The 13427-nt window shown below is 65.6% G+C and carries 7 protein-coding genes; 2 read left to right on the top strand and 5 right to left on the bottom strand.

The genetic code is table 11. From position 1 onward, the window contains the following. Positions 1 to 12: 12 nt before the first annotated feature. The gene (locus tag OKW37_RS03870) at positions 13 to 183 is read right to left on the bottom strand and encodes a hypothetical protein (RefSeq protein WP_429335503.1); all 171 of its coding nucleotides are present in this window, start codon (positions 181 to 183) and stop codon (positions 13 to 15) included. 323 nt (positions 184 to 506) lie between these two features. Between OKW37_RS03870 and putA the strand changes: the two genes are divergently transcribed. Then, complete coding sequence (gene putA / locus OKW37_RS03865; RefSeq protein WP_429407969.1) at positions 507 to 4445, top strand: trifunctional transcriptional regulator/proline dehydrogenase/L-glutamate gamma-semialdehyde dehydrogenase; 3939 nt, start codon at positions 507 to 509, stop codon at positions 4443 to 4445. Between the two features lie 87 nt (positions 4446 to 4532). Then, the gene (locus tag OKW37_RS03860) at positions 4533 to 5681 is read left to right on the top strand and encodes a branched-chain amino acid ABC transporter substrate-binding protein (protein ID WP_090802413.1); all 1149 of its coding nucleotides are present in this window, start codon (positions 4533 to 4535) and stop codon (positions 5679 to 5681) included. A 95-nt stretch (positions 5682 to 5776) separates the two neighbouring features. Here the strand turns inward: OKW37_RS03860 and OKW37_RS03855 are convergent, their stop codons facing one another. The 4 genes from OKW37_RS03855 to gcvP form a co-directional block, all read right to left on the bottom strand. Next, on the bottom strand, positions 5777 to 7510 hold the full coding sequence (locus tag OKW37_RS03855) for a thiamine pyrophosphate-binding protein (RefSeq protein ID WP_429407971.1): 1734 nt from the start codon (positions 7508 to 7510) through the stop codon (positions 5777 to 5779). 238 nt (positions 7511 to 7748) lie between these two features. After that, the gene (locus OKW37_RS03850) at positions 7749 to 9137 is read right to left on the bottom strand and encodes an L-serine ammonia-lyase (protein WP_090802417.1); all 1389 of its coding nucleotides are present in this window, start codon (positions 9135 to 9137) and stop codon (positions 7749 to 7751) included. A 29-nt stretch (positions 9138 to 9166) separates the two neighbouring features. Continuing rightward, the gene (locus tag OKW37_RS03845) at positions 9167 to 10297 is read right to left on the bottom strand and encodes an alginate lyase family protein (protein ID WP_184061016.1); all 1131 of its coding nucleotides are present in this window, start codon (positions 10295 to 10297) and stop codon (positions 9167 to 9169) included. 139 nt (positions 10298 to 10436) lie between these two features. Then, positions 10437 to 13373, bottom strand: coding sequence for an aminomethyl-transferring glycine dehydrogenase (gene gcvP, locus OKW37_RS03840; RefSeq protein WP_429407974.1), 2937 nt, complete (start codon positions 13371 to 13373; stop codon positions 10437 to 10439). Positions 13374 to 13427 lie beyond the last annotated feature (54 nt).

Below are 13427 nucleotides of genomic sequence, written 5' to 3'. Positions count from 1 at the left end.
CCTCTCCTGATCTCAGTCGTTCAGCGCGTTTCGCGTATCGCCCGCCGATCCACGCGAGGCCGCGCTCGCACGCTTGCGCTCCTCTTCGCGCCGATTCGAGCCCCGTGTCGCGCCTCGAATGAAAAACACCGCACAGGCCGCGCACAGCGCCCAGATGCCCAGTATTACCAGCCACTTTTCCATTACACCAACCCTCGAGAACCCCGTTTATCTTTTCTGCGTGCCCTGAAACCGACGTTTCGGGCCGTCCGTCTTCGTGCTTCTGTATATCGGCGCGCGAAGTCGTTTGATAAGGCTTATTTCAGAAAGAATCACGCCAGGGAAAGTACCGATCGAAAACACCCCGGTTCGACTGTCGGTCATCGCCCGGAAACCCATGTTCCATAAGGCTTCCGACGGGGTGCAACCAACCTGCCGATTTGGTTGCACCTTTTTATTTGGAGGCGTACGATTCGCCCAACTTTTAGTCTTTCGCCAGGCTCGCGCCCGATATCAGAGAAGGAAACATGGCTAGCACCACCCTTGGCGTCAAGGTCGACGACCTCCTGCGTTCCCGGCTCAAAGATGCCGCCACCCGCCTCGAGCGCACCCCGCACTGGTTGATCAAGCAGGCGATTTTCGCCTACCTCGAAAAGATCGAGCACGGCCAGTTGCCGCCCGAACTGTCAGGCGCGACCGGCACGGCCGATCTCGCCGACGGCGCGGCGGTCGAGAACGAGGAAGACGGCGCGTCCCATCCGTTCCTCGATTTCGCGCAGAACGTGCAACCGCAGTCGGTGCTGCGCGCGGCGATCACCGCCGCGTATCGCCGCCCTGAACCTGAGTGCGTGCCGTTCCTGCTCGGCCAGGCGCGTCTGCCGGCCAACCTCGCCGGCGACGTGCAGGCAATGGCCGGCAAGCTCGTCGAAACGCTGCGCTCGAAGAGCAAGGGCGGCGGCGTCGAAGGGCTGATCCACGAGTTTTCGCTGTCGAGCCAGGAAGGCGTCGCACTGATGTGCCTCGCCGAGGCGCTGCTGCGCATTCCCGACCGCGCGACCCGCGACGCGCTGATCCGCGACAAGATCAGCAAGGGCGACTGGAAATCGCACGTCGGCCAGGCGCCGTCGCTGTTCGTCAACGCGGCGACCTGGGGCCTGATGATCACCGGCAAGCTGGTGACGACCAATAGCGAGACGAGCCTGTCGTCGGCGCTCACGCGCCTGATCGGCAAGGGCGGCGAGCCGCTGATCCGCAAGGGCGTCGACATGGCGATGCGCCTGATGGGCGAGCAGTTCGTGACCGGCGAGAACATTTCCGAAGCGCTCGCGAACAGCCGCAAGTACGAGGCGCGCGGTTTCCGCTATTCATACGACATGCTCGGCGAAGCGGCCACCACCGAGGCCGACGCGCAGCGCTACTACGCGTCGTACGAGCAGGCGATCCACGCGATCGGCAAGGCCGCGGGCGGCCGCGGCATCTACGAAGGTCCCGGCATCTCGATCAAGCTGTCGGCGCTGCACCCGCGCTACTCGCGCGCGCAGCAGGAACGCACGATGAGCGAGCTGCTGCCGCGCGTGCGTTCGCTCGCGATCCTTGCGCGCCGCTACGACATCGGCCTCAATATCGACGCCGAAGAAGCCGACCGCCTCGAACTCTCGCTCGACCTGCTCGAAGCGCTGTGCTTCGATCCTGAGCTGCAAGGCTGGAACGGCATCGGCTTCGTCGTGCAGGCGTATCAGAAGCGCTGCCCGTTCGTGATCGACTACCTGATCGATCTGGCGCGCCGCAGCCGTCACCGTGTCATGGTGCGGCTCGTGAAGGGCGCGTACTGGGATACGGAAATCAAGCGCGCGCAGGTCGACGGCCTCGAAGGCTATCCGGTCTACACGCGCAAGGTCTACACCGACGTGTCGTACCTCGCCTGCGCGAAGAAACTGCTCGGCGCGCCCGATGCCGTCTATCCGCAGTTCGCGACGCACAACGCGCACACGCTGTCGGTGATCTATCAGCTCGCAGGCAATAACTACTACCCCGGCCAGTACGAGTTCCAGTGCCTGCACGGCATGGGCGAGCAGCTCTACGAAGAAGTCACCGGCCGCGACAAGCTGAACCGCCCGTGCCGCGTGTACGCACCGGTCGGTACACATGAGACGCTGCTCGCGTACCTCGTGCGCCGGCTGCTCGAGAACGGCGCGAACACGTCGTTCGTGAACCGCATCGCCGACGAATCCGTCGCGATCAAGGAGCTGGTCGCCGATCCGGTCGAGGAAGCGTCGAGAATCGTGCCGCTCGGCGCGCCGCACGCGCGCATTCCGCTGCCGCGCAATCTGTATGGCGCGCAACGGCTCAATTCGATGGGCTTCGATCTGTCGAACGAGCATCGGCTCGCGTCGCTGTCGTCGGCGCTGCTCGCGAGCGCGCATCATCCGTGGCGCGCCGCGCCGATGCTCGAAGACAACCAGATCGCCGTCGGCGCCGGGCGCGACGTGCGCAACCCGGCCGACCATCGTGATCTCGTCGGCACGGTCGTCGAAGCGACGGCGGAGCACGTGAGCGCCGCGCTCGGCCATGCGGTGGCCGCCGCGCCGATCTGGCAGGCGACGCCGGTCGAGGCGCGCGCGGATTGCCTCGCGCGTGCCGCGGATCTGCTCGAAGCGCAGATGCACACGCTGATGGGCCTCGTGGTGCGCGAAGCGGGCAAATCGCTCGCCAACGCGGTCGCGGAAATCCGCGAAGCGATCGACTTCCTGCGCTACTACTCGACGCAGATCCGCGACGAGTTTTCGAACGACACGCATCGGCCGCTCGGTCCGGTGGTCTGTATCAGCCCGTGGAATTTCCCGCTGGCGATTTTCATGGGCCAGGTGGCCGCCGCGCTCGCGGCCGGCAACACGGTGCTCGCGAAACCGGCCGAGCAGACGCCGCTGATCGCAGCTCAAGCGGTGCGAATTCTGCGCGAAGCGGGCGTGCCGGCGGGCGCGGTGCAACTGCTGCCGGGCAATGGCGAGACGGTCGGAGCCGCGCTGGTCGCCGATCCGCGCACGCGTGCGGTGATGTTCACCGGCTCGACCGAAGTCGCGCGTCTGATCAACAAGACGCTGTCCGGCCGACTCGATCCGGATGGCAAGCCGATTCCGCTGATCGCCGAAACCGGCGGCCAGAACGCGATGATCGTCGACTCGTCGGCGCTCGCCGAGCAGGTCGTCGCCGACGTGCTGCAGTCGTCTTTCGACTCCGCCGGTCAACGGTGTTCGGCGTTGCGCGTTCTTTGTCTGCAGGACGATGTCGCGGACCGCACGCTCGAAATGCTGACGGGCGCGATGCGCGAACTCGCGCTCGGCAACCCGGATCGGCTGTCGACCGACGTCGGCCCGGTGATCGACCTGGACGCGAAGCGCAGCATCGACGCCCACATCGCGGCGATGCGCGACAAGGGCCGCAAGGTCGAGCAACTGCCGCTGCCGGAGGGCGCGACGCAGGGTACTTTCGTGCCGCCGACGCTGATCGAGCTCGACAGCATCGACGAGCTGAAGCGCGAAGTGTTCGGTCCGGTGCTGCACGTGGTGCGCTATCGCCGCAGCCAGCTCGACAAGCTGCTCGAACAGATTCGCGCGACGGGTTACGGTTTGACGCTCGGCATCCACACGCGCATCGACGAAACGATCGCGCACGTGATCAGCCGCGCACACGTAGGCAACATCTACGTGAACCGCAACGTGATCGGCGCGGTGGTCGGGGTGCAGCCGTTCGGTGGCGAAGGACTGTCGGGTACGGGGCCGAAGGCCGGCGGTGCGTTATATCTGCAGCGTCTGCTCGCAACGCGTCCGGCTGGTTTGCCGAAGTCGCTCGCGCAGGCGCTGGTGGTCGAAGTACCGCAGGCGGCGCAGGCTGCAGAACAGGGCGACAATCCGGTGGCCGCGCTGAGCGTGTTGCGCGACTGGCTGATCGCCGAGCGCGAGCCGCAGCTTGCCGCGCGTTGCGACGGCTATCTGTCGCATGTGCCGGCGGGCGCGACCGCGGTACTGTCGGGGCCGACCGGCGAGCGCAATACGTACACGCTGGGCCCGCGCGGCACGGTGCTGTGTATCGCGTCGACGGCGAGCGGCGCGCGCGTGCAGTTCGCGGCGGCGCTGGCTACGGGAAATCGTGCGTTGTTCGAGGGCGCGGCCGGTGAACAATTGGTTTCGCAATTGCCGGCGTCGCTGAAGGCCCACGCGAGCGTGAAGAAGAGCGCCGACGCGCCGTTCGACGCCGTGCTGTTCGAAGGCGACAGCGATGAGCTGCTCGCGCTCGTGAAGGAGGTGGCGAAGCGCGCGGGGCCGATCGTGTCGGTGCAGGGCGTCGCGGCCCGTGCGCTCGCGAGCGGCGACGAGGACTACGCGCTCGAGCGTCTGCTTACCGAGCGCTCGGTCAGCGTGAATACCGCGGCGGCAGGCGGCAATGCGAATTTGATGACGATCGGTTGAGCGAACCTCGGCGATTTCTTCAATAGAAAGGAAGCGGCACGGCGACCCCGACACCGCTTTATCCACACCTGGTATCAAGGAGAAGCTATGCAACACAAAATGAAACAGCTGGCAGGCGCAGCTCTGGTTGCCGCCATGTCGCTGGCGGGGACGGCCAACGCTCAATCGACGGAAGACGTGAAGATCGGTTTCGCCGGTCCGATGACGGGCGCACAGGCGCACTATGGCAAGGACTTCCAGAACGGCATCACGCTCGCGGTCGAAGAGTTCAACGCGACGAAGCCGGTGATCGGCGGCAAGCAGGTTCGCATCGTGCTCGACTCGGCCGACGACCAGGCCGACCCGCGCACCGGCACGACGGTCGCGCAAAAGCTCGTGGATGACGGCATCAAGGGCATGCTGGGCCACTTCAACTCGGGCACGACGATTCCGGCCTCGCGCATCTACGCGAACGCGGGCATTCCGCAGATCGCGATGGCGACGGCGCCGGAATACACGCAGCAGGGCTTCAAGACCACCTTCCGCATGATGACGTCCGACACGCAGCAAGGCTCGGTCGCTGGCGCGTTCGCGGTGAAGAACCTCGGCATGAAGAAGATCGCGATCGTCGACGATCGCACCGCTTACGGCCAGGGTCTTGCGGATCAGTTCGAGAAGGCTGCGAAGGCGGCAGGCGCGACGATCGTCGATCGTGAATACACGAACGACAAGGCCGTCGACTTCAAGTCGATCCTGACCAAGCTGAAGTCGTCGAACCCGGATCTGATCTATTACGGCGGCGCGGATTCGCAAGCAGCACCGATGGTCAAGCAGATGAAGCAGCTCGGCGTGAAGGCGCCGCTGATGGGCGGCGAAATGGTCCACACGCCGACCTTCATCAAGCTCGCCGGCGATGCGGCGAACGGCACGGTGGCTTCGCTCGCCGGTCTGCCGCTCGAAGAAATGCCGGGCGGCAAGGCATACGTCGAGAAGTACAAGGCGCGCTTCAACGAAGACGTGCAAACGTACTCGCCGTACGCGTTCGATGGCGCGATGGCAATGTTCACCGCGATGAAGAACGCGAACTCGACCGATCCTGCCAAGTACCTGCCGGTGCTCGCCAAGACGTCGAAGCCGGCCGTGACGTCGGCCAACCTCGCGTACGACGCGCGCGGCGATCTGAAGAACGGTGGTATCACGCTGTACAAGGTCGTCGATGGCAAGTGGACGACGCTGCAAAGCGTGGGCGGCAAGTAAGTTTTTTGCTGACTACGGTTGATAGAAAACCCCGCTCTGGCGGGGTTTTTTTATAGGCGGCGCGTTCGACACGCTGTCAGGCCACGTGGCGATTTTCACTGCCCGCGCATCTTCCTCCCCTGCTCACGAATCATCTCGAGCGTCGCCGCGGGCGTGCTCGCTTCCTGCGGCATGCGAATTTCGATCACGGCCGGCAGCTGCGATTCGATCGCGCGTTGCAACGCCGGCAGAAAATCCCCGGTACGTTCAACGGTTTCGCCATGCGCGCCGAACGATCGCGCGAATGCCGCGAAGTCCGGATTCGTGAGGCCGGTGCCATGCACGCGATGCGGATAGTGTCGCTCCTGATGCATGCGGATCGTCCCGAATTGGCTGTTGTTGACGACGATGAACAGCACGCGCAGGTCGTACTGCATCGCTGTCGCGAGCTCCTGCGCGGCCATCATGAAGCAGCCGTCGCCGGCGAGCGCGACCACCGCGCGCTGTGGATACAGCGACTTTGCCGCGAGCGCCGCCGGCACGCCGTAGCCCATCGCGCCGCTCGTCGGCGCGAGCTGAGAACGGAAGTGCCGATACGAGAAATGCCGATGCAGCCACGTCGCGTAATTGCCCGCGCCATTCGTGAGGATCGCGTCGTCGGGCAAGTGGGCGCGTAACTGCTGGATCACTTCGCCCATCTGCACGTCGCCGGGAATTGGGCGCGGCTTGCGCCAATCCAGATACGCGCGATGCGCTTCCTCAGCGGCACCCGCCCAGGCGAGCCTGCCGGACGACGACGGTTGCAGTTCCGCAAGCATCGCCGCAAGCTCAGGCATGCCCGAGACGATCGGCAGATCGGCCGCATATACGCGGCCCAGTTCTTCCGCGCCCTGATGCACGTGCACGAGCGTCTGCTTCGTCTTCGGGATGTCGAGCAGCGTGTAGCCGTTGGTCGTCGCTTCGCCGAGGCGCGGACCGAGCGCGAGCAGCAAGTCCGCGTCGCGAATGCGCTGCGCGAGCGCCGGGTTGATGCCGAGACCGACGTCGCCCGCGTAGTTCGGATGCTCGTTGTCGAAGGTGTCCTGGAAGCGGAACGCGAGGCCAATCGGCAACTGCCAGTTTTCGATGAAACGCCGCAGGTCCGCGCATGCGGCCGCTGTCCAGCCGCTGCCGCCGGCGATCACCATCGGCCGTTGCGCGCCTTCGAGCAACTCGCGCAGCTTCGCGATCTGCGCGGCCGATGGCGACGCCGCCACGCGGTGATAAGCGGGTGCGCCAGGTACCGCGTCGCAGGCGTCGCTCAGCACGTCTTCGGGCAGCGCCAGCACGACCGGCCCGGGCCTCCCCGAGGTGGCCGTATGAAACGCATGGCTCAGATATTCGGGGATGCGCTTCGGGTCGTCGATCTGCGCGACCCATTTCGCCATCTGACCGAACATGCGCCGGTAGTCGATCTCCTGAAAGGCCTCGCGATCGAGATGTTCGCGCGCGCACTGACCGATCAGCAGAATCATCGGCGTCGAGTCCTGAAACGCAGTGTGAACGCCGATCGACGCATGCGTCGCGCCCGGCCCGCGCGTGACGAGTGCGACACCCGGGCGGCCGGTCAGCTTGCCGAGCGCTTCGGCCATGTTCGCGGCCGCGGCTTCGTGACGGCAGACGATCGTCTGGATGCGCCCGGTTTCGTCGTGCAGCGAATCGAGCACGGCGAGAAAGCTTTCGCCGGGGACGCAGAACACGCGCTCGACGCCGTGTGTGAGCAACGCCTCGACGACGAGGCGCGCGCCGGTCGTGCGTGCGGTATGGGAAGCGATAACGGAATTGGAAGCGGGAGCATTCGGCAGCGACATTGCGAAGAAGCCTCCTGGCAGTGCGTGGGTGCGTTGGGATGGAGCCGCATCGGCGGAACGTGCAACAGCGGCCGATGGGCGCTTCGACAGCTTACGCCGAGCATGTGGGCGTTGTCATGGCGCAGCGCAACGGTTCGATCGGCGTGCGCGCAACACGATCGCGCAAATGAAAACGCGAGCCGCAGGGCCCGCGCTTTTCCGATGCGATCGCACGCAATTGAATGCCGCGCTCAGCGACTCAACACTCGACGATATTTACCGCGAGGCCGCCGCGCGACGTTTCCTTGTACTTGGTCTTCATGTCCGCGCCGGTTTCGCGCATCGTCTTGATCACCGAATCGAGCGACACGTAGTGGCTGCCGTCGCCGCGCAACGCCATGCGTGCGGCATTGACCGCCTTCACCGATGCCATCGCGTTGCGCTCGATGCACGGAATCTGCACCATGCCGCCGACCGGATCGCAGGTGAGCCCGAGGTTGTGCTCCATGCCGATTTCCGCGGCGTTCTCGACCTGCTTCGGCGTGCCGCCCATTACGGCGGCCAGCGCGCCCGCGGCCATCGAGCATGCGACGCCGACTTCACCCTGACAGCCCACCTCCGCACCGGAGATCGACGCATTCAGCTTGTACAGGATGCCGATCGCGGCGGCCGTCATCAGGAAGTCGATCACGCCCTGCTCGTTCGCGCCCGGCATGAAGCGCGTGTAGTAATGCAGTACCGCCGGAATGATGCCGGCCGCGCCATTGGTCGGCGCGGTGACGACGCGCCCGCCCGCCGCGTTCTCTTCGTTGACGGCGATCGCGTACAGGTTGATCCAGTCGACCATGGACAGCGGATCCTGCAAGGCGCGCTCAGGGTTGCCCGTCAACGCGCGATACAGCTGCGGCGCGCGCCGCTTCACCTGGAAAGGTCCGGGCAAGTGACCATCGGCATCGGGATTGTTGATGCCGCATCCGCGCGCGACGCATGATTGCATCACGTCCCAGATCTTCAGCAGACCCGCGCGCGTCTCTTCCTCGCTGTGCCAGACGCGCTCGTTTTCCCACATCAGCTGCGCGATGCTCTTGCCGCTCGCCGCACACAGTGCGAGCAATTCGTTGCCGGTACGGAACGAATGCGGAAGCTGATCGACGGCGCTCAATACCTTCGTGTTCGGCGCGCCGGCCGTCACGACGAAGCCGCCGCCGACCGACAGATAGGTCGACTCGCGCAGCGTTGCCCCTTGCGCATCGAAGGCGAACAGCTTCAGGCCGTTCGGATGCTCGGGCAGCGCCTGACGATAAAACGCGATGTGCTCTTTCTGCACGAAGGGCACCTCGTGCGTGCCGAGCAGCGCGAGTTGGCGCGACGTGCGCACTGCTTCGAGCCGTTGCGCGATCGTCTCGGGATCGACGGTGTCGGGCGCGTCGCCCATCAGGCCCAGCATGACGCCGCGATCGGTGCCGTGGCCCTTGCCGGTCGCGCCGAGCGAGCCGTACAGCTCCGCCTTCACCGATGCGGTGGAAGCGAGCAGCCCGTCGCGCTCGAGTCCCTGGACGAACATCAGCGCCGCGCGCATCGGCCCGACCGTGTGCGAGCTCGACGGACCAATGCCGATTTTGAAGAGATCGAAGACGCTGACTGCCATGTACTGCTCCCTGCCTATAGATAAAGAGTTTAGCGCGCCGGCAGCGGCAAGCACACGGCGAGCCACGCGGGCGGCGTCGGTGCGAGCTGCAGCGCGACTGGCGTAAAGCGTCCGTCGAGACGGGCCGCCAGGTGAAACAGTTCCGTCGCGTTCTTCGGATCCCACTGACCCGAATAGCCGGGCAAGCCGGCCTCGCGACGTTTTGCATCGAACGCGACGTTCGAATGCACGAATTCCTCATGCGTCTGAGCGCCGGTAGCAAACGGCACGAGCCAATTCAGCGCGGCGAGCAGCGTCGCGCCGTTCGCGCCCTTTTCTTGCAGCCAGTTGCGGTTGTGGCGGCGCGCGGCGAGCGCGGCCGTCACCAGCGGTTGCAGATCGTAGGTCACGTAGTGCAGCGCATCGCGCTCGCCGAAGTCGATCGTCGAGCCGTCCGGGGCGATGTTGTCGCCGATATGCTCGACGAACAGCCGCTGCGCGGCGTTGATCATCTTGCGGTTGTCGAGCGTGAATGCCGCCATCGCGATCAGCTTGATGCGGTGGCTTTGCCAATTGTTGCGGAACGTGCCCGTGAGCGGCCGCGGCTGCGCGTCGATCTGCGCGATGTAGCCGTTCGCGAGCTTCGTCAGAAACGCCATCGCCGCGTTGCGCGTTTTGACGGGCAACGCGCTCGCGGTCATGTCGTACGCGAGGATCAGACCTTCGAAACGCGTTTCGTCGATCGGATCGAAGCTCGGCTGATAGGTCGTGACCCACGCGTACAGCAGACGGTCGACGAGCTTCAGGAAGCGGTCGTCGCTGGTCGCGCGCCACGCGAGCGCGGCGTCGCGCAGCAGGTCGAGATCCTTCTCCGCTTCGACGCTCTGATCGTAGATGCCCTCGTGCGGCAGCGTGCCCTCGGTGTGCAATTTGGCGAGCGCATGCGGCTGCTCGTTCAGATGGGCCTGCACGTTGGCGACGAGCGCCTTGACGCCGGGGTCGGCATTGGTGCGCTCGCTCGTTTGCAGCGCCGGCGCCGCGCAGAAATTCATCGCGGCCTGCGCCGCGCGCAGCGGCAGCAACGCGGCCGCTGCGGCCAACAGTACCGCGTAAGCGGGCCCCCACGGACGGACGCCTGCCGCCTCGGCCCGGCTTTGCATCAATCGCACCTTTCGCGCCATGCGAAACTCCTCGTTAGGCTGATTCGGTGTGTGATGTTAGCCGGTTGCGGCTTTCAACGACAGGACCGCGGGTGGACCGCTCGCGGACGCCGACGGACCTACACAGAGCCGCGCATGACGTCTCGCCGACTCGCGCTGCTTACTCGTAATCGGCGATCGGCACGCACGAGCAGAACAGGTTGCGATCGCCGTACACGTTGTCCGCGCGACCGACCGGCGGCCAGTACTTGTTCGCGATCAGCGTCTTCAGCGGGTAGGCGGCGGTCTCGCGCGCATACGCGTGCTTCCAGTCGTCCGAGATCACGACCGCCGCCGTGTGCGGCGCGTGCTTCAGCGGATTGTCCTCGCGCTCCGCGCGGCCTTCCTCGACCGCGCGGATTTCCTCGCGGATCGCAATCATCGCCTCGATGAAGCGGTCGAGCTCTTCCTTCGACTCCGACTCGGTCGGTTCGACCATCAGCGTGCCCGGTACCGGGAAGCTCATCGTCGGCGCGTGGAAGCCATAGTCGGCGAGGCGCTTCGCGACGTCGTCGACGGTGATGCCGCTCGTGTCCTTGATCGGACGCAGATCGAGAATGCACTCGTGTGCGACGAGGCCGCCGGGGCCCGAGTACAACACCGGATAGTGCGGCGCGAGCTTGTTGGCGACGTAGTTCGCGTTGAGGATCGCGGTTTCGGTCGCGGCGCTCAGGTTCTTCGCGCCCATCATCGCGATGTACATCCACGAGATCGGCAGGATCGACGCCGAGCCGTACGGCGCGGCCGACACCGCGCCGATGCCATCCTCCGAGCGCTGGTAGCCCGACGAAGTCTGGTTCGGCAGGAACTGCGCGAGATGCGCGCCGACCGCGACCGGACCGACGCCCGGTCCGCCGCCGCCGTGCGGAATGCAGAAGGTCTTGTGCAGGTTCAGGTGCGAGACGTCGCCGCCGAACTGACCCGGCGCGCACAGGCCGACCATCGCGTTCATGTTCGCGCCGTCCACGTACACCTGGCCGCCGTGCGCATGCACGATCTCGCAGATTTCGCGGACGTTCTGCTCGAACACGCCGTGCGTCGACGGGTACGTGATCATGATCGCCGCGAGCTTATCGGCGTGCTGTGCGGCCTTCTTCTTCAGGTCTTCGATATCGACGTTGCCCTGCGCGTCGCATGCCACGACCACGACCTGCATGCCGGCCATTTGCGCCGACGCCGGGTTCGTGCCGTGCGCCGAAGCGGGAATCAGACAGACATCGCGATGCGCTTCGCCGCGCGACGCGTGATAGGCGTGGATGATCAAAAGACCCGCGTACTCGCCCTGCGAGCCCGCGTTCGGCTGCAGCGACACGGCCGCATAGCCGGTCGCGGCGACCAGCATCTCTTCGAGCTGATCGATCATCTCGCGGTAGCCGACGGTTTGTTCGGTCGGTGCGAACGGATGGATCTGGCCGAACTCGGGCCACGTGACCGGCAGCATTTCCGACGTCGCATTCAGCTTCATCGTGCAGGAGCCGAGCGGGATCATCGAGCGATCGAGCGCGAGATCCCTGTCCGACAGACTGCGCAGATAGCGCAGCATTTCCGTTTCCGAATGATGACGGTTGAACACGTGATGCGTCAGGTACGCGCTCGTGCGTTCGAGCGCGGCCGGCACCGACGCAGAGTTCGATGCGTTGAGCGCGGTGTCGAGCGCGTCGACTTGCGGCACGTCGCTCGTGAAGGCCGCTTGAGCGAACACCGCGAGCAGGTCGGCCAGATCGTGGCGCGTGGTGGTTTCGTCGATCGACAGGCCGACTTGCGTCGCGCTCACGTGGCGCAGGTTGATGCGCCTGGCCGTAGCCGCGTCGTGCAGCGCTTGCGTGCGGGCGCCGGTGTCGAACGTGAGCGTGTCGAAGAAAGTTTCGTTGACGAGCTGATAGCCAAGCTGCTTCGCGCCTTCGGCGAGCAGCGTGGCGATGCGATTGACGCGCAGTGCGATCGTCTTCAGGCCACGCGGGCCGTGATAGACCGCGTACATGCTCGCCATGATCGCGAGCAGCGCCTGCGCGGTGCACACGTTCGAGGTCGCCTTCTCGCGGCGGATGTGTTGCTCGCGCGTTTGCAGCGCGAGACGCAGCGCGGGGTTGCCTTGCGCGTCGACGGTTACGCCGACCAGACGTCCCGGCATTTGCCGCTTGAATTCGTCGCGCACCGCGAGGTACGCGGCATGCGGGCCGCCGAAGCCGACCGGCACGCCGAAACGCTGCGTATTGCCGACCGCGACGTCCGCGCCCCATTCGCCCGGCGGCGTAAGCAGCGTCAGCGCGAGCAGGTCGGCGGCGACGACGACATGGCCGCCCGCCGCGTGGATCGCTTCGGTCAGCGCGCGGTAGTCGCGCACGTCGCCGTTCACGCCCGGGTATTGCAGCAGCACGCCGAATGCGTTGGCGTCGGCGGCTTCAGCGGCCGGGCCGACTTTCACTTCGATGCCGACCGGCGTCGCGCGCGTCTTCACGACCTCGATGGTCTGCGGCAGCACGTCGTCGGCAACGAAGAACACGTTCGACTTCGGCTTGCCGACGCGTTGCAGCAGCGTCATCGCTTCGGCGGCGGCGGTCGCTTCGTCGAGCAGCGATGCGTTCGAGATCGCGAGGCCGGTCAGGTCGGTGACCATCTGCTGGAAGTTCAGGAGCGCTTCCAGACGGCCTTGGGAAATTTCAGGCTGGTACGGCGTGTACGCGGTGTACCACGCCGGATTTTCGAGCACGTTGCGCAGGATCACCGTCGGCGTATGGGCGTTGTAATAGCCCTGGCCGATGTAGGAGCGGAACACCTGGTTCTTGTCCGCGAGCTCGCGCAAGGCGGCGAGCGCTTCGGCTTCGCTCTTCGGTTGCGCGAAGGGGCCGAGCGGCAGCGTTTCGGTGCGGCGGATCGTCTTCGGGATGACGGCGTCGATCAATGCCGCGCGCGACGCGAAGCCGAGTGCTTCGAGCATCGCTTGCTGGTCGGCCGTATCCGGGCCGATATGCCGTTCGGCGAAGGCGTCGTGCACTTCGAGCGCGGCGAGCGAGAGAGGAGTGCGGTTCATCAGACGATCCGGGTGTTCGAGCTTCATGGGTGTTCCTGGCGGCGCGGCGCGCCGTTGTGCGAGCGCCGCGCCTGACGGTTA

Source organism: Paraburkholderia sp. MM5482-R2, from assembly GCF_050436125.1.
In the GTDB taxonomy this organism is placed as follows: Bacteria; Pseudomonadota; Gammaproteobacteria; order Burkholderiales; family Burkholderiaceae; genus Paraburkholderia; species Paraburkholderia tuberum.
The sequence above is the reverse complement of the archived record's forward strand: the minus strand, read 5'-3'. Positions and strand labels throughout refer to the sequence as shown.